At 45.3% G+C, this 20,849-nt stretch carries 24 protein-coding genes; 6 read left to right on the top strand and 18 right to left on the bottom strand.

Going from position 1 to position 20,849, the window contains the following annotated elements; all coding sequences use genetic code 11:
• Positions 1 to 67: 67 nt before the first annotated feature.
• The 3 genes from ytkD to Q5C82_RS19730 form a co-directional block, all read right to left on the bottom strand.
• Positions 68 to 544, bottom strand: a complete 477-nt coding sequence (gene ytkD, locus Q5C82_RS19740; RefSeq protein ID WP_003219367.1) for an RNA deprotection pyrophosphohydrolase — start codon at positions 542 to 544, stop codon at positions 68 to 70.
• Positions 545 to 755: 211 nt separating this feature from the next.
• Complete coding sequence (locus Q5C82_RS19735; protein ID WP_003219365.1) at positions 756 to 1,160, bottom strand: holin family protein; 405 nt, start codon at positions 1,158 to 1,160, stop codon at positions 756 to 758.
• A 165-nt stretch (positions 1,161 to 1,325) separates the two neighbouring features.
• Positions 1,326 to 1,763: a Dps family protein gene (locus Q5C82_RS19730; protein WP_003219364.1), complete on the bottom strand. Its 438-nt coding sequence runs from the start codon at positions 1,761 to 1,763 to the stop codon at positions 1,326 to 1,328.
• Between the two features lie 131 nt (positions 1,764 to 1,894).
• Between Q5C82_RS19730 and ytzI the strand changes: the two genes are divergently transcribed.
• Positions 1,895 to 2,035, top strand: coding sequence for a YtzI protein (gene ytzI, locus Q5C82_RS19725; protein WP_003219363.1), 141 nt, complete (start codon positions 1,895 to 1,897; stop codon positions 2,033 to 2,035).
• Here ytzI and Q5C82_RS19720 read toward each other — a convergent pair.
• Both Q5C82_RS19720 and Q5C82_RS19715 read right to left on the bottom strand, forming a co-directional pair.
• Positions 2,029 to 2,469, bottom strand: coding sequence for a FixH family protein (locus tag Q5C82_RS19720; RefSeq protein WP_003219362.1), 441 nt, complete (start codon positions 2,467 to 2,469; stop codon positions 2,029 to 2,031). The two genes, ytzI and Q5C82_RS19720, sit on opposite strands and share 7 nt — an antisense overlap.
• A gap of 119 nt (positions 2,470 to 2,588) precedes the next feature.
• On the bottom strand, positions 2,589 to 3,062 hold the full coding sequence (locus Q5C82_RS19715; protein ID WP_003219361.1) for an S-ribosylhomocysteine lyase: 474 nt from the start codon (positions 3,060 to 3,062) through the stop codon (positions 2,589 to 2,591).
• Between the two features lie 127 nt (positions 3,063 to 3,189).
• Between Q5C82_RS19715 and yidD the strand changes: the two genes are divergently transcribed.
• Positions 3,190 to 3,417, top strand: coding sequence for a membrane protein insertion efficiency factor YidD (gene yidD / locus Q5C82_RS19710; RefSeq protein ID WP_003219349.1), 228 nt, complete (start codon positions 3,190 to 3,192; stop codon positions 3,415 to 3,417).
• Here the strand turns inward: yidD and Q5C82_RS19705 are convergent.
• Positions 3,414 to 3,977: a carbonic anhydrase gene (locus Q5C82_RS19705; protein ID WP_003219348.1), complete on the bottom strand. Its 564-nt coding sequence runs from the start codon at positions 3,975 to 3,977 to the stop codon at positions 3,414 to 3,416. The two genes, yidD and Q5C82_RS19705, sit on opposite strands and share 4 nt — an antisense overlap.
• A gap of 118 nt (positions 3,978 to 4,095) precedes the next feature.
• Positions 4,096 to 4,344, bottom strand: a complete 249-nt coding sequence (locus Q5C82_RS19700) for a type B 50S ribosomal protein L31 (RefSeq protein WP_003219346.1) — start codon at positions 4,342 to 4,344, stop codon at positions 4,096 to 4,098.
• A gap of 205 nt (positions 4,345 to 4,549) precedes the next feature.
• Here Q5C82_RS19700 and Q5C82_RS19695 point away from each other — a divergent pair, with 205 nt between their 5' ends.
• From Q5C82_RS19695 to Q5C82_RS19685, 3 genes are read left to right on the top strand one after another with little or no spacing between them, the layout of a single operon-like run.
• On the top strand, positions 4,550 to 5,881 hold the full coding sequence (locus Q5C82_RS19695; protein ID WP_003219340.1) for a cytochrome ubiquinol oxidase subunit I: 1,332 nt from the start codon (positions 4,550 to 4,552) through the stop codon (positions 5,879 to 5,881).
• A 42-nt stretch (positions 5,882 to 5,923) separates the two neighbouring features.
• On the top strand, positions 5,924 to 6,964 hold the full coding sequence (locus Q5C82_RS19690) for a cytochrome d ubiquinol oxidase subunit II (RefSeq protein WP_003219339.1): 1,041 nt from the start codon (positions 5,924 to 5,926) through the stop codon (positions 6,962 to 6,964).
• A 53-nt stretch (positions 6,965 to 7,017) separates the two neighbouring features.
• The gene (locus tag Q5C82_RS19685; protein WP_003219337.1) at positions 7,018 to 7,176 is read left to right on the top strand and encodes a DUF1540 domain-containing protein; all 159 of its coding nucleotides are present in this window, start codon (positions 7,018 to 7,020) and stop codon (positions 7,174 to 7,176) included.
• Between the two features lie 18 nt (positions 7,177 to 7,194).
• Here Q5C82_RS19685 and mntD read toward each other — a convergent pair whose 3' ends face one another.
• The 10 genes from mntD to Q5C82_RS19635 form a co-directional block, all read right to left on the bottom strand.
• The gene (gene mntD, locus Q5C82_RS19680) at positions 7,195 to 8,082 is read right to left on the bottom strand and encodes a manganese ABC transporter permease MntD (RefSeq protein ID WP_003219335.1); all 888 of its coding nucleotides are present in this window, start codon (positions 8,080 to 8,082) and stop codon (positions 7,195 to 7,197) included.
• Entirely contained in the window at positions 8,072 to 9,379 is a 1,308-nt protein-coding gene (locus Q5C82_RS19675; protein WP_032727293.1) for a metal ABC transporter permease, read from the bottom strand. The genes mntD and Q5C82_RS19675 overlap by 11 nt, the downstream gene beginning before the upstream one ends.
• Before the next feature lie 5 nt (positions 9,380 to 9,384).
• Positions 9,385 to 10,137: a manganese ABC transporter ATP-binding protein MntB gene (gene mntB / locus Q5C82_RS19670; protein ID WP_003219331.1), complete on the bottom strand. Its 753-nt coding sequence runs from the start codon at positions 10,135 to 10,137 to the stop codon at positions 9,385 to 9,387.
• A gap of 18 nt (positions 10,138 to 10,155) precedes the next feature.
• A complete protein-coding gene (gene mntA / locus Q5C82_RS19665; protein ID WP_003219328.1) occupies positions 10,156 to 11,076 on the bottom strand; it encodes a manganese ABC transporter substrate-binding protein/adhesin MntA in 921 nt (306 codons plus the stop codon).
• Between the two features lie 280 nt (positions 11,077 to 11,356).
• Positions 11,357 to 12,472 carry an o-succinylbenzoate synthase gene (gene menC, locus Q5C82_RS19660; protein ID WP_003219326.1) on the bottom strand — a complete coding sequence of 372 codons (1,116 nt, stop codon included), beginning with the start codon at positions 12,470 to 12,472 and terminating at the stop codon, positions 11,357 to 11,359.
• Positions 12,469 to 13,929: an o-succinylbenzoate--CoA ligase gene (locus tag Q5C82_RS19655; protein WP_003219324.1), complete on the bottom strand. Its 1,461-nt coding sequence runs from the start codon at positions 13,927 to 13,929 to the stop codon at positions 12,469 to 12,471. The genes menC and Q5C82_RS19655 overlap by 4 nt, the downstream gene beginning before the upstream one ends.
• A 90-nt stretch (positions 13,930 to 14,019) precedes the next feature.
• Positions 14,020 to 14,838: a 1,4-dihydroxy-2-naphthoyl-CoA synthase gene (gene menB / locus Q5C82_RS19650; protein ID WP_003219322.1), complete on the bottom strand. Its 819-nt coding sequence runs from the start codon at positions 14,836 to 14,838 to the stop codon at positions 14,020 to 14,022.
• Positions 14,839 to 14,851: 13 nt separating this feature from the next.
• Positions 14,852 to 15,700 carry a 2-succinyl-6-hydroxy-2,4-cyclohexadiene-1-carboxylate synthase gene (menH, locus tag Q5C82_RS19645; RefSeq protein ID WP_003219320.1) on the bottom strand — a complete coding sequence of 283 codons (849 nt, stop codon included), beginning with the start codon at positions 15,698 to 15,700 and terminating at the stop codon, positions 14,852 to 14,854.
• Complete coding sequence (gene menD, locus Q5C82_RS19640) at positions 15,688 to 17,430, bottom strand: 2-succinyl-5-enolpyruvyl-6-hydroxy-3-cyclohexene-1-carboxylic-acid synthase (protein WP_003219317.1); 1,743 nt, start codon at positions 17,428 to 17,430, stop codon at positions 15,688 to 15,690. The genes menH and menD overlap by 13 nt, the downstream gene beginning before the upstream one ends.
• On the bottom strand, positions 17,427 to 18,842 hold the full coding sequence (locus Q5C82_RS19635; RefSeq protein WP_003219315.1) for an isochorismate synthase MenF: 1,416 nt from the start codon (positions 18,840 to 18,842) through the stop codon (positions 17,427 to 17,429). The genes menD and Q5C82_RS19635 overlap by 4 nt, the downstream gene beginning before the upstream one ends.
• 291 nt (positions 18,843 to 19,133) lie before the next feature.
• Between Q5C82_RS19635 and Q5C82_RS19630 the strand changes: the two genes are divergently transcribed.
• Entirely contained in the window at positions 19,134 to 19,853 is a 720-nt protein-coding gene (locus tag Q5C82_RS19630) for a yteA family sporulation protein (RefSeq protein ID WP_003219313.1), read from the top strand.
• A gap of 23 nt (positions 19,854 to 19,876) precedes the next feature.
• Here the strand turns inward: Q5C82_RS19630 and Q5C82_RS19625 are convergent, their stop codons facing one another.
• Positions 19,877 to 20,680 (bottom strand): UTP--glucose-1-phosphate uridylyltransferase, encoded by an 804-nt coding sequence (locus tag Q5C82_RS19625; RefSeq protein ID WP_003219310.1) that lies wholly within the window; start codon positions 20,678 to 20,680, stop codon positions 19,877 to 19,879.
• Positions 20,681 to 20,849 lie beyond the last annotated feature (169 nt).

The raw sequence follows: 20,849 nt of genomic DNA, 5'->3' as shown, positions 1-20,849 counted from the left end.
TTTTCAAACTAGAAGGTGTTTTTTATTTGTCTCATATTATGGGGTCAGTCCCAATGTGCCGGTTTTTTTATTCGATCCATCCAGCTTCTTTCAGTTTTTTCAAACTGATCGGAAGAACGGAATCCTTCATAATAAAGCTGAACTTTTTATTGCGGGAAAGGTTCTCCGGAAGCTCATGAAACAAAACCGGGCCTTTCGTTTCAAAGTAATCAGCTTGCTTTTCAAGCTTTTCTATAACTGCAAAATATATATTTTTCACAATCACTTTTTCTTTACCGAGAACTTTATACTGCCCGAGGTACTTGAGGCTTTTCACTCTCGCACCCGTCTCTTCCTTTACTTCCCGGAGCGCCGCCTCTTCTGCGCACTCCATCGACTCTACTTTACCGCCTGGAAACTCATAGCCTCTGTCCTCATGTTCTGTTAAAAGCCATTTGCCGCCAAAACGGCAAATCACCCAGACATGCTTCGGGCTGTCCGAGAAAGGCTGATCGTCAAAGGAAAGCTGAACAGTATTCTGATAATAATCTTTAAACTCGTACATGTTTATCCCTCAAATCCGTTCCTAGCTATCTTCCATACATCATACCACAGTTATGTTTCTTCGGAAGCCTTTAATCAAAAAATAAGGGAAACCCAGCACGCCATCAAGGGCTAAAGCATGCAGACCAGCTCGTACAGTTTTTTGCCGTGCCTTTTGCCAGAATGTGCGACTGACGCTCTGGGCTTTATTATGACCCGTGAACAGGTAAAAGTTACGGTTTGCGTTTGAATTTATTTTTTAACGTTTCTAAAAGATCGACAAGCATCTGAGGAACCGGTATGCCGAGAGAGCTGGCTGTCACTACAATTTGTACAGATTCATAAAGAATATAAAACATAATAGCCAAGTCACGTATTGACCCCTGTGTATTCAGCAGCTGATCAAAAAAGTGGCATACAGAGATCAGAGCCAGCGTGACTAATTTTTTGACAAGCCGGGCAAATACCTTTTTAAACGCCAATTTGTGAATAATCGTTTCCTTCAAGGTCGTACTGATAAATTCAATTGCCATAAGAGAGAGCAAAATCAGAAATGAATACTGAAAACCTCCGAAGAAAAACCCCGCTGCTGAAACGCTGACTGCTATAAACGAAAAGATGCCAAAGTCTCTATCCATTTATCACAACATCCTTTCACAGAAACGGCCTTACGATATTCTATGGAAAACAAGCCGAACGGATTGGATTTTTCAGAAAAATGGACTGGTTGTCGCCTATTTTTTCGGATGTAAAATCAAAAGCCGGACGTCTTTTATAAGACATCCGGCCTTTCTTTTTTGGACTTAACCCAGGTAAGCTTTCAGCATCCAGTTGTGTTTTTCAATATTTTGATGGATCGCAAGAAGCATGTCCCCTGTTGTTTCGTCACCGACTTCATCAGCTAAATCCATGCCGTTTTTCAGCTCTTCCGCAATGATTGTGAAATCATCATATACGCTTTGAACCATTTGTTCAGCCGTTTCATTTCCTGCCGCTTCTTTTACAGAAGCCGTTTCCAGGGATTCCTTCATTGTCGCAATCGGTTTTCCGTCCAGCGCCAAAAGACGTTCTGCTAAGTCGTCAATATAAGTTGCCGTTTCGTTATACAGCTCCTCAAACTTTTCATGAAGAGTGAAGAAATCTTTCCCTTTCACATACCAGTGATAATTATGTAGTTTCACATACATGACTGTCCAGTTTGCTACTTGTTTGTTCACTGCTTGAATCAATTGTTCTGACATGATTATCTTCCTCCTTGTTATATGACTATGTATACCCTTTATATCGTACGTCAAAACCTCTTTTTTACCCTTAATCTGTCACGATTTCTTTTACTATGCTACAATTGTTAAAAAACGGGAGGTGGAATGTCATGACGCTTCTCATTACGATAAGTATTTTGATTGTGCTGGCTGTTTTGCTTGTCACCATTTGGACGACTGTCAAAGCCTATAATGTAAAGCACACCATTGATCCTCCGCAGGAAACCCGTTCTGATTCAAAAAATCAATGATTGTGTGAATGCTCGTCTTCAGACTGATTGCTGGCAGCATCGGCGTCACCGACTTGGACTTTTAAGGTCGGCATGCTATGCTGTTTTTTTGCTGTGACATGGGATTGGACAGTGTAGACACCATCTTCCTTAAACGTTGTTTCCAATCGGTATACGCCCTTTTCTTGTTTCGCTTTAAACATGTGGCTGGCGTCTTTTTCTCCTTCTTTCCACACTTCAAACTCCACTTCATCGGCATCCGTCACCGCTTCGTCACCATATGATACCGCTGCTTCATATGCGACGCTTTCTCCGGGGTTTACTTTTTCAGGGCCAGTCAGCTTGACATCCAATACCTCAGGCGTCTCAGCTGCAGTATTTGCTTTGTTTTCACCAGAACCGCATCCATTAAGCAAAAAAGCAGAAAAAAGCAGAACAACCAACATCTTTTTCATGCCATCACCCTTTCATCGTTTACCTAAATAGTAGCAAACGCTTACAGCAAATGGTACATAAAAAATGATACGTCACAAAAAAGACCTTTTTGCATAAGCGCAAAAAGGTCCCTTTCTGTTTAGCCAAATACTTTCAGCAATTCTTCTTTATCCTGTGACAGCCAGAAACGCATTAAACGTTTAGCGCCTTCCAGATCATGAAGCTTCGCTTGGCCGCATTGCTTTTCATTCGCAGCCGGAATTTCGGTAATTTCAACCGCTTCCTTCATTGTGTCTTCAAGCAGATCAACGATCTCCGCTGATGTCGGCTCTCCGCTCACAACAAGATAATAGCCTGTTTGGCAGCCCATTGGAGAAATATCAATGATATCAAAATGATCGTATTTCTCAGCGTGAGAACGAATCGTAAACGCGAGCAAATGCTCAAGCGTGTGAATGGTGTCAGGCTTCATCGCCTGTTTATTTGGCTGGCAAAAACGAATATCAAATTTATTTACAACGCCGTCTGTTCCTACTTTATGCACGCCGCAATGTCTTACATATGGAGCAACAACCGCATTATGATCAAGCTCAAAACTTTCTACTGAAGGCATAATGGCACTCTCCCTTTTTTAAAAATATATATTCATTATAACATACCTTTCCGATAAGGATTATCAAATTACTTTTCAATCTGTGTTTTTTTTCTTATACTTGCATCAGAAAGGTTGCTGAAGACATATGAAAACCCTATTTATCGCGCTGATCAGAGGATATCAAAAATTCATCTCGCCCTTGACGCCCCCAACATGCCGCTTCTATCCGACTTGTTCACAATACGGGATCGAAGCGATTAAAACGCATGGCGCTTTAAAAGGCGGCTGGCTGACAATCATACGGATTTTGAAATGCCATCCGTTCCATCCGGGAGGAGTCGATCCTGTTCCTGAAAAGAAAAAAAAGCATTAATCGTTATAGCCGTTTACGACAACATCCAGTTTTCCTGTCTCAGGATCGATGACTAAACCATGGACAGGCACATTTTCCGGGAACAGCGGATGATGTTTAATGACGTTCACGCTGTCTTTTACGCTCGCTTCCACTGAATCGAAGCTTTTAAACCATTGATCAAAGTCAACCCCGGAGTACTTCAATGTTTCGATGCGTTCTTCCGGAATTCCTCTTTCCTTTATTCTATTAAGCATGCTTTCGCTGCTGATTTTGCTCATGCCGCAATCGTGATGCCCGATCACACATACCTCATCAGCGTTCAGCTCATACACTGCGACGAGCAAACTTCTCATGATGCTTCCGAATGGGTGTGTCACAAGTGCACCGGCACTTTTAATGATTTTCACGTCACCGTTTCGCATATTCATTGCATGCGGCAGCAATTCAACCAAACGAGTGTCCATACAAGAAAGAATCGCCATTTTTTTATCTGGGAATTTTGATGTTTGATACTTTTCGTACTCCCTTTGTTCAGTAAATGTCTTGTTAAAATCAAGAATATCATTTAGAAGGCTCATAGCTAGCTGTATTCCTTTCTGGTCTTTTTACTCTCCAATATATCACAGCATTTGTCTTTTCGTCATCTTATTAAAAATCAAACTGGGCAAGAAAAAAGACAAACCCTCAGGGTCTGCCTCATTTCCCCATATTATAACGTTTTTTGAACTGCTCCACTCTTCCGCCTTTTTCATTGAATTTCTGGCGGCCTGTATAAAACGGATGCGTGTCAGAGCTGACCTCTACTTTAATGACCGGATATGTGTTACCGTCTTCCCACTCTGCTGTTTCATTAGATGTTTTAGTAGAGGTACTGAGAAAACGGTAGCCGCTGTTGACATCCTGAAATATGACTTTGTGGTTCTTTGGATGAATTCCTTCTTTCATGTATATCTCCCTTCCTCAAATCGTAATAATTACGTTTTATTTTATATCCTCACAAACGTTTTGTCAATCTCCTTACATCCTTCCCTGCGTTTTCGCATTGTAAACCTCATCGCATTTAAGAATAGGAAGAATAATCTAACCGAGGAAGCAAATAATAAACCCAAAATACATATAGAACGTCTTTTTAGAAAGGTGGTTTACGATTGTGGATGATTTAGTTTTGGCCAGAAGCCTTTTTGGCACGACAATGGGCTTTCATATCATTTTCGCAACGCTTGGCGTCGGTCTGCCGCTCATGATTTTAGTGGCAGAATTGATCTATCAAAAAACGAAAGATGACCATTATGCGATCATGGCAAAAAGATGGACGAAAGCACAAGCCGTTTTGCTGGGGGTCGCCATACCGACCGGGACGATTGCAGGCACTCAGCTCGCGCTTTTATGGCCGGGATTTATGGAAGTTATCGGCCGGGTCATGTCCCTGCCGTTTCAAATTGAAATCTATGCTTTTTTTGTTGAAGCCCTTTTTATGTCGATTTATGTATACGCCGCAGACCGCTTGTCACCGGCAATGAGGATTGTTGCCGTTTTCTTTGTGTTAGTCGGGGCAGCAGCGTCAGCTGTTCTGATCACGAATGTCCATGCCTTTGAAGGAACGCCGGCCGGTTTTAAAATTTTAAACGGGAAAATTACAGATGTTGATCCGTGGGCTGCATTCTTCAACCCAAGCTTTTTTATCACCGCAGGCCATGTCGTTTTATCCGCATTTATGACGGGCGCGTTTATTGTTGCTTCTGTTGCTGCATATAAAATGATCCGGTCGAGAAAAAAGGAAAAGGTCTATCGCTTTCACCGGAAAGCCCTTTTGCTCGCACTGACGATCGGCGGTATTTTTTCACTGCTGACCGCTTTGAACGGACATGAATCCGCACAGATGCTGTACGAATACCAGCCCGAAAAATTAGCAGGCGCCGAAGGCTTGTTTGAAACAAGATCTCACGCCCCTCTTGCTATCGGCGGTTTTACCGACCCGAATGAAGAAAAAGTAAAGTGGGCCATCGAAATTCCATGGGCATTAAGCTTTCTGGCAGCGAACCGCTTTGACACTGTTGTAAAGGGATTAAATGCATTTCCCAAAGACGAATGGCCGCCGCTCTTCATTCACACGCTGTTTAATGCGATGGTCGGCGTAGGAATGCTGCTTATCCTTTATTCCATTATCGGTGTGGTCTGGAGAAAAGTGCTCAAGAAAGACCGCTTCCCAACGTGGCTTTTGGTCATTTTTATGACGGCAGGCCCTTTTAGCATCATCGGCATTGAATTCGGCTGGATTTTCGCCTGTACGGGGAGACAGCCATGGGTCATCTATCATCTCCTGAAAACGTCGGATGTCGTGACAACGACTGGCTCGATCGGGGTGCTCTTCTTATTTTTCACATTTGTTTACGCCGTATTAGGCGCAGCTGTCGTCTACGTGCTGCTGTACTATTTCCGCAAGCACCCGGTTGACGAAGATTTAAATTCAGCGGAGTCGTAATGGCTCCGCAAACAGGAAACCAAATGGAAGGAAGATCGACAAATGGACATTTCAACTGACGCTCTGATCGCCATCTCAATTATCTGGGGCTTTGTGTTTATTTACGCCGTCATGGCGACAATGGATTTTGGAGCGGGATTTTGGTCTATGATCTATTTAAACAAGGAGCACATGAAGGCCACCGATATTGCGAACCGCTTTCTGTCCCCGACTTGGGAGGTCACAAACGTCTTTATTGTGGCCATCGTCGTGGCGCTCTTCAGCTTTTTTCCTGGCGCGACATTTGTGCTCGGGACGGTTTTATTAATTCCCGGCAGCATGATTTTACTGTTTTTAGCGATTCGAAGCGGATTTCTTGTTTTTTCTAACACAGCAAAGGAGCGGAAAATGCTAAGATATATTTCCGGTATCTCCGGCTTTATCATCCCTGCTATTTTAATATTGGTGCTTCCTGTGACACACGGAGGGTTTATAGAAAAAACAGACGGAATCTATAACTTGAACATGTCTAAAATCTTTTCAAGTCCCAATGCCTACTCATTTATCGGGTTTGCGATTTTAAGCACTTTGTTTTTGTCTTCGCTGCTGCTTGCTGATTTTTCAAATGTGGCGGAGGAACAGGATGCGTACCGCGCCTACAGAAAAAGCGCCTTGATTACCGGCCCGATTTCACTCCTGTTTGCTGTTTGCATTATGCTGACATTACGGAATGAAGCAAACTGGCTGTACAGCGGAATGATGAATGATTTCTCTTGGATTATTGCATCGTTCATCACATTTGTCATCGCGGGAATCGCTCTTTTTCTGCCTAACAAGAGCTTTGGCCAAAACATCGGAAAGCCGCGGCTTGCACTTGTCGCAATTGCGATCCAGTATTTTCTTGCAAGCTACGCGTACGGGCGGGCGCATCTCCCGTATATGATTTATCCCGATGTGACAGTCATGTCGGGTTTCACAGAGCCAGCAACGTTCAGAGCGCTGTTTGCGACGTATATCGTTGCATTTATCATTCTCTTTCCAGGCTTCTATTTTTTCTGGAAAATGTTTATGCGTGATAAACGGTATATCCGCCAAGAGGAATAGAGGACAAGCCCGACGGCTATACTAAGCCAGAACCTTTATAAGGAGGGGATGGCATGGAGCAGAAAATTCTATGCGAAGTCAACAACTGTTCTTATTGGGGCAAAGGAAACAAATGCACCGCTGATGCCATTTATGTTGTCAGCCATACTGGTGAAACGGCTGAAAACAGCCAGGAAACGGACTGCAAAACGTTTAAGCCGCATGATTTGTAATCAAAAGAAAGAGCTGCATCAGCCAGCTCTTTCTTTCTGCATGTTCAGTGTTCTCAGCTTTTTTGTCATGACCCCGTTTGCAGGCGAAAACAAAAAGGCGCCAGCATAACATACACCTGTCATGGCCGCCATCGCTCCGGAAATTGAAACATTAAGCCATGTTGCGAAAAAATAGCCTATAACCGCCGACAGCCCGCCAATCAACGCGCTGAGAATCAGCATATAAAGCAGCCGGTCTGTCAGCAAATGAGCCGCAGCAGGCGGGACAATCAGCATGGCTACAACCAATACAGCACCAACCGAATCAAAGGAAGCAACGGTTGTTAGCGACAGCATGCCCATTTGCACATAATGAATCACTAAAACCGGTATCCCCAGAGCTAAAGCCATTTGCGGATCAAACGAAGCGATTTTGAACTCCTTATAGCACACACTGATCAACAATATATTTAAAACCAGAACAGATGCCAGCATCCAAAACGCTTTCGGCCCGATGTCAACTCCGAATACCGTGATCGTATTCCACGGCACAAAAGCAATTTCTCCCATTAACGAGTGCTCAATATCGAGGTGAACATTCGCTCCGTACACGGAAAGCAAAATGACGCCCACCGCAAATAAGGAAGTAAAAACCACTCCTATGGCGGCATCAGATTGAACCCCCTTGCTGTGGAGAAGCTGGACCAAAAATGCCGTTAACAGTCCAGATACGGCCGCGCCGATAAACATAGGAATCCCGTCAAGACTTCCTGTCACAAGAAAAGCACAGACAATGCCTAGCAACACTGTATGGCTGATCGCGTCGGCCAGCATCGCCATTTTTCTCAACACGAGAAATGTGCCGATCAATGCGCAGCTTACACCGACTAATACACCGGTAGCTAGAATCCATGCTTCAAAACTCATTTGCGATCTGTCCTTCCTCGGCATCAGGAGCCGCCTTTTGAAGCTCAGGCATCCGACCATACAACTTTAAAAGTGAAAGCAGCCGCTCTCTTGTTTCCCCAGGCAAACGATCCGGGTCAAAATGATCCTGATCAATTTCTAGATTCGCCATCTCCATTTCGTGCATGAGGTACATTTCATACATCCGATGCTTCAAAGCCATGTGATAACCTTTTTCTATCCCAGTACGTGTCATTTTCCAAACCCCATTTTCAACACGCACGATGCACCTCTCTTTTTCCAAGCCATTCAATACCTTATGGCATAATGAAGGGGATAGGCGCCTTTTCTTTCTTACACTTTCAGCCGTTACATAAAGATCGTTCTTTTTATACTGCTCATAAATCGTCAGCAGCACCTGGTCCCGGGCTGTTTTACGCCGCAGCCTGATCAGCCTTATTGCTTTTGCAGCCAATCCCCGCTTAGGCGCGCAAATCATTGAAAATAGAAAGATCAGTGTTGCTGATAAGATCATTAATGGCCCTGTCGCCATCCCCTTCATCGTCGTGCTCAGCAAGGTTCCGGACACGCCGCTGACCCCGCCTGTGACACCGGCAATGACCATCATTCCGGTTAATCGCTCGGTCCAATACCTTGCAGCTATGGCGGGCGTAATCAGCATAGCTGCCATTAATATCACACCAACTGTCTGAAGCCCGATGACGACAGCACAGACGATAAGGCAAGCCAAAAGCCCGTTTAAGAAACGCACCGGCAGTCCCAATCCCTTTGCAAACGCGAAATCGAAAGTAATCAACGTAAACTCCTTAAAGAAAACAATACAAAGGAGCAATAGAGCAGCGGATATTCCTGCAATCAAAATGATATCCTGTCTGACCAATGAAGCGGCCTGGCCGAATAAAAAAGAATCAAGCCCGCTTTGGCTTCCCGCCCCCTGCTGCTGAATATATGTCAGCAGTATGATTCCGACGCCAAAAAACACTGAGAGAACAATCCCGATTGCCGAGTCCTCTTTTGTTTTTGAAAGCCGCGAAATCAGCTGAATACACCACGTTCCGAGCAGCCCGGCAAGCGCTGCCCCCAGCAAAAAGAAAGGCAATGATTTTTGCCCGGTGAACAAAAAAGCGAGACACACTCCCGGAAGAGCTGAATGGGCCATTGCATCGCCGATTAAACTTTGCTTTCTCAGCAGCACAAAGCTGCCCAAAACACCGCTTGCCGCTCCCAGCAAAAGCGTACCCGCAAGAACCCACTGTGTATTCGGGTGCTGGAGCTGCAGCCACAAACTTTCAAACAATATGCTCACCCCTTATGTCCTTCTGCCAGCACTTTATCTTTTAGAAATGTCAGCCTTCCTCCATACGTTTTTTGCAGGTTTTCGATCGTAAAAACGTTTTCCGCAGGTCCGAAAGCGATTTTTCTTAGATGAAGCAGTAGGATCCAATCGAAATAATCCTCGGCAGTCTGCAGATCATGGTGGACGACAAGCACTGTTTTTCCTTTTTCTTTGAGTTCTGCTAAAAGCGTCATAATTGCCCGCTCCGTCGCTGCATCAACGCCGGCAAACGGTTCATCCATAAAATAAATGTCAGCATCCTGGCATAGTGCCCGGGCAAGAAACACCCGCTGCTGCTGGCCTCCTGACAGCTGGCTGATCTGCCTTTTTGCATAATCAAGCATCCCGACTTTTTCTAAAGCAGCCTTTGCCATATCCACGTCGGCTTTTTTTGGCCTTTTTAATAAGCCAATCCGGCCGTATCTTCCCATCAGCACAACATCAAGCGCGTTTGTGGGAAAATCCCAGTCAACCGAGCCTCGCTGCGGAACGTATCCGATTCTTGTCCGCTGATCCTTATAATCTTTGCCGTAAATAGAGATGTCTCCTGAAGCCCTGGGCACAAGACCGAGAATGGTTTTGATCAAGGTTGATTTTCCCGCGCCGTTTGGACCGATAATGCCAATCAGTTTTCCTTCAGGCACCTGCAGCGAAATTTCCTGCAGAACAGGCTTTTTATGATAAGCGACCGTTACATTATCGAGCTCAACAGGGAACATGCCCTTCACCTCTTTTCTTTATTTAAGCGCTTTGGTAATTGTGTTAATATTGTGGCGGAACATTCCTTCGTATGTGCCTTCTTTTGTGCCCTTTTCACCCATGGCATCCGAATAGAGCTGACCGCCGATTGTGACTGTATGGCCTTTTTCTTTAGCCCCTTCCACCACTGCATTTATTGATTTTTCAGACACACTGCTTTCTACAAAAACAGCTTTTATTTGTTTTTCTGTTAGGAGATCGACAAGTTCCTGAACATCCTTCAATCCGTAATCCGAATCTGTGCTTAGTCCCTGCAGGCCTTTCACCTGAAAACCATACTCTTTCCCAAAATACGCAAAGGCATCGTGAGCCGTAACAAGTACACGGCTTTTCTCCGGAATGTGTGCGATCTCCTGACGCGACCATTTATCTAAATATTGCAAATTTTCTTTGTACTCTTTGGCATTTTTCTTGAAATCATCCGCGTGCTCAGGCATCGCCTTACTGAATTGCGCTTCGATTTCATCCACCGCATAGATCCATAACGGAATGCTGAACCAAACGTGGGGATCAAACGTCTTGCCTTCTCCGGCAGAAATAAGCTTGCTTTTCGGTATAGCCTCAGCAATTGCTGCTGCTTGTTTTTGTTCGCCTATTTTTTGGAGAACATCCTCCATTTTCCCTTCCAAATGCAATCCGCTGTACAGCACAACATCGGCTGACATTAATTTTTTCGTGTCACCTTGTGAGGCTTTGTAAAGATGCGGATCGACCCCCGGTCCCATTAAAGAGGTGACTTTTACATACTTTCCTCCAATGTTTTCGGCTGCATCGGCAATTTGGGATGTTGTTGCCGTTACCTGTAACCGCTGATCAGCGCTTTTTCCGGCTGAATCGGTACCGCATCCTGTTAAAGCAAAGCAGGCAATAAGCACTGCTGCTATCAGTCCTTGTTTCATATTTTCCCTCCTCCTTGCCATCAATGTCCGATTGTATTATCTTATGTTTTTATTTCTTAGACATGTGACATTAAATTAGCCAAAAGCATATTTTATTTAGATAGGACAAAAAGTTTCCTTAGTGCAAAAATATCGCGTTTGTCCACTTTTGTCAAGCAACAATTGCATAAAAAAACCGGCTGGGTTAGCAGCCGGTCCAAACGAGAAGGGATGTATTCAACGAACGCTTTTACTATAACAGCACACTGACATTCTCTCAAAATGGCAAAATGCTTTTTTCTTATCCATGCTGTGTGAAAACATCCATTTTGGTCACATATTTTCGCATAATGTCCTGATTCACTTCAACCCCTAAACCAGGCTGTTTTGACACAGAAATAAATCCATTATCAATACGGATATCAGGGGTCACAATATCTTCATCCCAATAGCGTGAAGATGATGAAATATCACCGGGTATTGTGAATTGCGGCAGTGAAGCTAGCGCCACGTTTTGCGCTCTGGATATGCCTGTTTCCAGCATTCCGCCGCACCAAACCTGCATATGATGCTCTCTGCACAAATCATGAATTTTTAAGGCTTCTGTTAAACCGCCGACACGGGAAGGCTTAATATTAATGATTTTGCAGCTTCCGAGCTCAATCGCCCGTCTCGCATCATCGGCTGAACAAATGCTTTCATCAAGGCAAATGGCCGTTTTCAAATGTTTCTGCAAGTGGCGGTGGTCCACGATATCGTCAGCTTGGAGCGGCTGCTCAATCATCATTAACTGATAGTCATCAAGCTCCTTTAAACGGCTGATATCCTTCAGTTCATAGGAGGAATTGGCATCGGCCATGAGCGGGATGTTTGGGAACCGGCTGCGGATGGCCTTGACCAATTCCACATCCTGTCCAGGCTGAATTTTTATTTTTATTCTTTGATACCCTTCTTTTTGATAACTCTCAATTTCCTTCAACATATCATTAAGGGGTGCCAGGCCTACAACCACCCCAGCAGGCACTTTATCTCTTGTCCCGCCCAATGCCTCAGCGAGGGATATGCCCTTCTTTTTCGCATAGATATCCCAGACAGCGGATTCAAGTCCCGCTTTTGCCATCCGATTTCCTTTATAGCGTGCCAGACTGTCCGGCACGTCGGAAGGGTGATTGAATTCACGTCCCACAACATTGGGAATAAAAAAATCCTTTAACATGTGCAAACATGTTCCAATGGTTTCCTCGGTGTACCAAGGCGAAGAGAACGCAGACACTTCTCCCCAGCCTGTGACACCGGATGTATCAATAGCTTCCACGATCAGAAATTTACGCTCTTGAAGCGTTTCAATACTGTTTTTAAATGGTTTCTTTAAATTCATGCTCAAATGGTAAAGCGTAATTTTCTCTATTTCGATCATAGCAGTTCTCCTTTACGCGCATCCTTCAGCTGATTTCGCATGAGCTTATTAGACGCATTGCGCGGCAGGCTGTCCAGTTCAAAGAATTTTGCCGGAATTTTATACTTCGCCAAGCGTTCTTTGCAGTAGGCGGTCAATTCTTCTGCGCTCACAGGCTTGTGAAGGACAAGATAGGCGTGGGGCACTTTCCCCCATTTTTTGTCCTCTGCCCCTGAAACACCGGCTTCGGCTACAGCAGGGTGTGAAAGCAGCACTGACTCCACTTCAGCCGGATAAATGTTTTCTCCGCCTGATATGATCAAATCTGAACGTCTGTCCAGTACATATAAAAAGCCTTCGCTGTCCAAATACCCAAGATCACCTGTTTTCAGCCAGCCATTTTGAAAGGAGGCTTCGTTTGCGCTCTCCCGGTTAAAATAGCTTTTCATCACATTCGGGCCTTTGACCATGATTTCACCGTGTTCAAACGGTTTACACGCCTGTCCGTCCCGCTCTATTTTGATTTCGCATGAAAACAGCGGTTTACCCGCAGATCCGAGCTTTTCCATACTGAATTCCGGCGACAGGGTAACAATTTGTGAGCATGTTTCTGTCATTCCGTATGACTGAAAGACAGGGAATCCTTTCTCGCGGCATTCCTCAAGCAAGGGCAGCGGTGCAGGGCCTCCGCCAAGCAGAATGCACCTGATGGATTCAGGGCAACGGCTTGTTTCTTCCAAAAGACTGGCCAGCATTGTCTGCACCGCAGATATCATTGTCACTTGATGCCTGCTGATAGAATCCAGCACATCGCTTACAGAAAAACGCTGGTGAAGCACGACAGTCATTCCATAGATCACAGATTTAAATAACGCGGACAATCCGCTGATGTGAAAGAGCGGCAATGCGATAAGCCAGCGGTCTTGTTCTGTTATACCCAAATTAAGCGCGGATGACACCGCACTGAAATAGTGGTTCCCGAACGTTTGCTGAACTCCCTTGGGCTTGCCCGTCGTACCCGAGGTATACATCAGCGTTGCCGTTTCATCCAATTGCATATAAGGCTGGATCTCAATTTCCTCTGCGGCTTCTTTCATCAGTTCGTCCACATCAATGGTTTGAACGGTATGCTCATAATCTTGCTGGTCAAAGTTTGAATCTGTCAGTAAAAAGCGGGCGCCGGAATCCTCCAGCTGAAACAGCCTTTCATGTGTTGACAGCTTCGTATTCAAAAGTACCGCCTTCACACCAAGCAAAAAACAAGCGTGAACGGCGTAAACCATTTCTGCACGGTTTTGGAGCAAAATAGCCGCAGTATCTCCTTTTCGAACCGAATGAGCAGCAAGCTGCGCCGCCATTCGCTTAGACGCAGCAAACAATTCTGCAAATGTCACAGTTTGGTCTCCATAGATGAGAGCGATTCTCTCAGGTGTCAGCTGTGCCCGCTGCATGAGCCAGTTGGGCTGTTCTGTCAGCATGTCATCATCTCCGAGGTAAAATGTCTGTATTGAAAAGAAAACAGCTTGGACCGCAAAGTCTCAAGCTGTTTGTTTACTAAGTATTGCTGATCACGGGAAACGAGGGAACTGTCCGAAATCAGGTTTGCGTTTTTCCTTAAAGGAATCACGGCCTTCTTTTGCTTCATCAGTTGTGTAGTAAAGAAGGGTAGCATCCCCTGCAAACTGCTGAATTCCAGCAAGTCCGTCTGTGTCCGCGTTAAACGCAGCTTTAAGAAAACGAAGTGCGGTCGGGCTTTTTTCTAGCATTTCTTCACACCATTTAATCGTTTCTTCTTCAAGTTGTTCCAAAGGAACGACTGTGTTGACAAGACCCATGTCAAGCGCTTCCTGTGCGTTGTACTGACGGCAAAGGTACCAGATTTCACGGGCTTTTTTATGTCCTACAATTCGAGCCAAGTAACCAGAACCGTAACCAGCATCAAAGCTTCCCACTTTAGGGCCTGTTTGTCCGAAAATCGCGTTGTCGGCAGCAATTGTCAGATCACATACGATGTGAAGCACATGGCCTCCGCCGATCGCATATCCGGACACCATCGCAACAACCGGTTTCGGAATGACGCGGATTAAACGTTGAAGATCCAGTACGTTTAGACGCGGAATCTGGTCGTCTCCTACATATCCGCCGTGGCCGCGCACTTTTTGGTCTCCGCCTGAACAAAATGCTTTGTCTCCGGCACCGGCAAGCACGATAACCCCAACGTTTTGATCGTCTCTCGCGTCAGCAAACGCATCAATCATTTCAGCAACCGTTTTAGGTGTAAACGCGTTATGTACCTCAGGGCGGTTGATTGTAATTTTTGCAATACCATTATACGTTTCATACAATATTTCATCGTATGTCCGTTTTGTTTTCCATTCTGCAGCCATATGATGACCTCCTTTATTCTCTATGTGAATGAGTCAGAAGTAAGCCTGTTAAAAACTCACTCACTATTTTACCAAAAAATCGCGGTTGTTCCACATGGACCGTATGGCCGGCTTTTGGAACAATCTCTATTCTACTAGATGGAAGCTTCTTATGCACCTCTTGATTGATGGCGCAAAACTTTTTGTCCCACTCCCCGCAGATTAGAAGCAGAGGCACGGTTATTTCTTCTACACGGCTCCATAAGGAAGGCTGTGAACCGGTGCCCATGCCCGTTAAACTATTTGCAAGCCCAATCTTATTATTTCGCAGACGGCCGGACCGTATCCTGTGCCGAATATCTTCAGCCAGCTGCTGCTGGGATGAAAACAAAGGGATGTTCTCCCAATACTGCACAAAAGCTTTGATCCCGTCACGCAAAATAAAATCGGCAAGCTTCCGGTCCCGCATGATCCGCTCCCGCCGTTCCTCAAGCGTTTTGAGCCCCGGCGTTGTGCTTTCAAGCACCAGTGCCGATACCCGTTCGGGAAATGCCACCGCAAATGAATAAGCAAGCCTTCCTCCCATAGAATACCCAATCAATTTCACTTTGTGAAGTTTTAATTGATCAAAAATCTCGGCAAGGTCAGAAACTTGCCGATTTGTGTTGTATCTTCTCCCATTCAGCGGGGCATCGGTTTCGCCATGCCCTAGGCAATCAATTTTGATCAAACGGAAATCAGGCAGCATCCCATCAAGGAAAGTCCATGATTGTTTGCTGCCGGTAAACCCGTGCAGACAGACGACGGCCTCGGAAGCATCCGGCCGCTCATCTGTCACAGCATATCGGACACCGTCTGAAACAGTTATGTTTACAGTTCCCATTGTTTTTTCACTTCCCGCACAGCCTCATTCAGCATATCGCGATGGAGCTGAACTCTCGATTGGCGATCCGTTTTGATTTCTATCAAATGGAGTCCGGGCTTGTCTGCCTGCGGCGCGTAAGCTGTTTCGAATTCATCCCACGAGACAGGGCATGAATATGTTCCGCCGTATAGTGCAGCCGCATGCTTGAAATCGAGCCCTGTCGGCGTGCCGAACAAATCTTCAAAGTGTGTCTTTTCAGAAGCCTGCGGCAAAAATGAGAAAATCCCTCCGCCGTCATTATTCACGAGAATCACAGTAAGAGGAATGCCCAGCTTTTTGGCCGCCAGCAGTCCGTTTAAATCGTGATAAAAAGATAAATCTCCAATCACGAGTGTAACAGGCGCTTTTGTTCCTTCACATACCCCCATGGCAGAGGAGACGACACCGTCTATCCCGTTTGCGCCCCGGTTTGAATAAATCCGGAAAGCGCGTTCCTGTTTTTCAAAAAACGTATCAACATCCCTGATCGGCATACTGTTACCGACAAACAGCGAGCTGTTTTCAGGCACAAGATGCTGAAGAATTCGATAGAGATTGCCTTCAAACGAAACCTCTTCACTGCTGATTGTTTGCAAATGCGCACGGAACCGTTCATTGACAAACTGCCACTTTTCCAGCCATTCTGATGATCTCATCATGTCAGCATGTTCCATTATGATTGCTTCAGCAAAAGCAGATGCGTTGCAGTGAATCATATGCGCGCTTGCCTGTGTCGGGTCTCTCCACCCTCCATCTTCGTCAATCACAATTTGCTGAATTGCCGGATCATCCTTGAGCCATAAGAAAACCGGTTTTGAGACAGGCATCGGCCCAAAACGGATGACGACATCAGGACGCAATTTCGCCTTCAGCTCATCATCTTTTAAAAATGAATCATACGCATCAATGACAGTGCTTTTATCATGAGCGCCGTTCCTCAGATTAGACAGCGGGTCCGCTAAAATCGGATACTGAAGCGCTTTTGACAGCGCAATAATGTGTTCCTTTTCCGTATCACTGTGGAGCTCTCCGCAGACGATCATGCCTTTTTCAGCCTCTGCCAGCATTGCAGACACATCAGACAGGGATTCGCGGCCAACAGACTGCGTACCCGTTTTCACAGACACGTGACGGCCTGTTCTCATTCTTCCAAACGGCTCATCCGAAAGATCCGGCATCAGCGGTTCACGCAGCGGCACATTCACATGCACAGGTCCCATTGGGCGCTTTTGTGCTTCCCCGGCGGCGCGGCCGGCCAGCGTTCGAATATATCTCAGCATTTGCGGAGACTCTTCAGGAAGAGCAGAGTCTGTGAAAAACTTAACAAAGTTACCGAATAAGAAGTGCTGATTAATAGCCTGCGGTGCGCCTACCTCGCGCAGCTCGTGAGGCCGATCAGCAGTTAACACAATAATTGGCACTCTTGAATAATGGGCTTCAATCACAGCCGGATAAAAGTTGGCCGCGGCTGTTCCTGATGTACAGATCAAAAGCACGGGACGCTGCTTCGCTTTTGCCAGCCCTAAAGCAAAAAAACCGGCAGACCTTTCATCAATTTGGACATGAATGCTGATATCAGGATGCGCGGCTGCTAGAATAGCCAGCGGTGTGGATCTTGAGCCCGGACAAACGACGGCATCCGTAATCCCGGAAAGGGCGAATTCATCAATAAAACTTCCGATGTAATGAGTAATCGGGTTGGCTGTCAACGCCTCTCACCTCCTAATGCAGAGATCATAGGCTTCAATTTAATCTGTGTTTCTTCATATTCAGATTGCGGGTCCGAGTCTTCCACAATGCCGCACCCGGCAAACAGCCTTGCTGTGCTGCCTTCGATCAATCCTGAACGAATAGCCACTGCAAATTCCCCGTTATCCTGGCTGTCAATCCACCCGATAGGGGCCGCATACCAACCGCGGGACAACGGTTCGATCTCTCTGATCACTTCAACAGCTTTTTTCTGAGGTGCTCCCCCAAGCGCCGGTGTGGGATGCAGTTTCTCAATTAAGTCAAATAGTGAAGCAGACTCACGAAGCTGTCCGACAATCGGCGTAAATAAATGCTGAACACTTTTCGTTTTGTACAATACAGGTCCGTCAGGCTTTTCAACCTCCGAACAGCTTGAAACAAAAGCGTTATGAATCATGCCTACAACAATATCATGCTCTAGCAGATTTTTCTCATCGTTTAATAATTCTAGGCCTATCCGGCGGTCTTCTTCTTCATTCGTGCCGCGTTTAATGGAGCCTGCCAGACAAGAAGACATGACAGTGCTGCCGTCTCTTTTGATCAGTCTTTCTGGAGACGCGCCGACAAAGGTTTTTCCTTCCTGTTCGATTGCAAAAACATAGCTTGTCTGCTGATCGTTCAGAAGTGTTTTAAGCACCGGTTCAATTTGGATCGGCCCTTCAAACGTGAGCAGCAGCTCTCGGGCAAGAACCACCTTATTATATTGTTTCTCTTTAATTTGGCTTGTTGCCGTTTCGATTGCTTTCAGCCAATCATCCTTATCCAGCTCTTGAGATGCTGCAATCGCAGCTTGATCTTCTTGGTGTAAATCAGGAACCTTACATTCGGCTGCAAAAGACTTTAAGCCTTCCAAAACTGTCTCTGCGTCTTCCTCTCCGCTTACCCATCTGTTGACTGTTAGAAACGGGCCTTCGGCAGTCATCGTCAGCATAAGCGCAGGCACAAAGAAATCCCCTTCCGAGAAATGGTCCCATTGTGTACCTCTTTCTTCGCAAGGGTCAAAAGAAAATCCTCCGAACAACACAGGTCCCACTGCAGAATGCTGCAGCTTTTCTTCTTCATAAATATGAAAAGCCGTCTTTTTAAAGCGCTCCCATTGTTCAAAAACCTCGCGATACCGCTCGTTGTTTTTTTGATTTGTCTGGAAAACCGCTTCTTTGCCAAGACCGACTATTGTCAATTCACTTTCAGGATCTGACCAAAAAAATCGATTGCCTGTATATTTTTTTGCTCCGTAATTGAAAAATGATAGAGGGTCAAGAGACTCGATTTGTCTCGAATAGCTTATTAAGACAGCATGGTTGACTTCTTTGGCTTTATGTAATGCATGTAGAACTTCCTTTCGGAACGTACGCTGCACCGTTGTCACCATGAGACATTCCTCCATAATCCTTAAAATGCTTTTAATACCATACACCTGTGTCTCCTTTGTGTCAAACACACAGATCATGCAGTCCAAATGGCCTGCCCTACCTATTATAAACCTAATTCCAGAAATGAAAAAGAAACAAACCTTAAATTTCTTTCTCCACTGATAGCAAAGGTTGTATCCGCTTACCATATAAGGAAAATCCCCTATATTCCTCCACTAGTCATTTATGAAAGTTCTCAGGCGATCTGTTCATACTAAAGGTATGCACCACAGAGAAACGAGGCGATCACATTGCTTACAAAAGACCAGCTTCAACACTTAAAACAGGAACTGGAACAAACAAAAGAAGATATCTTAAACCGTTTCAAAGACAATGACCATTTTCAGCTTAACTCTGCCTTTCCTTATGATTCATGGGGTGAGCTCTCCGCTTACGACAACCACCCCGGCGATCAGGCGACAGAGCTTTACGAGCGTGAAAAAGACATCGCTCTCGACTTGCATGAGCGAGAGCATCTCCGCGACATTGAGCATTCATTGAAGGCGATAGAAAACGGTACGTACGGTATTTGTGAAGTCAGCGGAAAGGAAATCCCTTACGAACGTCTTGAAGCGCTTCCGACTGCTACGACGCTAGCAGAGTACTCATCACAGGATGTCATTTCCAAAGACCGTCCGATCGAAGAAGAAACACCTTTCGGGCAATTTGAATTTGACGATGATGAAGAAATCAGAGCGCCTTATGACAGTGAAGATTCATACCAGGACGTCGAAAAATACGGAAACTCGCAAACACCGCAGGATATGGAAAATCCTCCGCTCAGCTATGATGATATGACGATGAATGCCGAGGAAAATATCGGCAATACGGAGTCGTATGAAAATTTCATCGCTACAGATATCACAGGCAAAGAAATTACAGTTTATCAAAGCAGAGCTCATGAGCGTTATGAGGAAGAACTCGATGAAGAGGGAATCATGACAACATTCGGCGATCTCCACGCTGATTGAACCCCCGGTTATTGGGGGTTCTTTTACGTTTTCAGCATATCGGTAATCAGCTTCAGATAATCCTTTTGCAGTCCGATGTCATATCGTTTGCCCTCCAGCAATTTCCCGTAAACATCGCATGCCCCGAGTGAAGCTTTAATCGCATCCGTTAGCTGCACTTCCCCTCCGGCATCAGCTTCTAATGTCTCCAGCTCGTCAAAAATATCCGGTGTAAAAATATAACGTCCTGCTGCGGCAAAATGAGATGGCGGGTTTTGTTTAGGCTTTTCCACAATATCCTGAATGCGATAAAGTCTTTTTTCAACAGGCTCCCCTTTTATCACACCGTAACGGTGCAATTCCTCCGTTTTCGTTTCTTTTAAGCCGATCACACTGCACTGATATTTCGTATACGCTTCAATCAGCTGCCCCAAAGCCGGCTGATTAGCGGAAAAGATCAGATCATCAGGCAAAACGACGGCAAAAGGCTCCCCGCCTGAAAATTGCTTTCCAAAAGAAATCGCGTCGCCAAGACCTTTTGCATAAGGCTGCCGCACATAATGAATCCGTATATCCGGAATCGGATGTTCACTGAGTAAATGCAGTTTATGCCGGGAGGCCAGAAAAGCTTCAAGCGCCAAAGAGGAATCAAAATAGTCGACAATCAGATTTTTATGGCTTGATACAACCATCAGAATATCTTCAATGCCTGACTCCTTCAGCTCCTCAACAATATAATGAATCACAGGCTTAGATCCCACCGGAAACATTTCTTTTGGAATCACCTTCGTCACCGGAAGATTCCTCGTTCCGTATCCGCCGGCAGGAATGATCGCTTTTTTTATCATGTTATTTTCCCCTCAGCTCTTGTTTATTACATGATATTCCAAGAGCGCACCCCGATGTTTGTACATCTGAAATTAGGCGAAAGAAACTGGGCAGAAAGCGGAATCACGAACCAGCCCTTTTTTAATAGGATATTGATATATGACCAGTAATCTTGTAAAGGAGCTCAGG

It is taken from the genome of uncultured Bacillus sp. (assembly GCF_958411575.1).
In the GTDB taxonomy this organism is placed as follows: domain Bacteria; phylum Bacillota; class Bacilli; order Bacillales; family Bacillaceae; genus Bacillus; species Bacillus spizizenii.
This window is presented reverse-complemented; position numbering and strand designations above follow the sequence as displayed.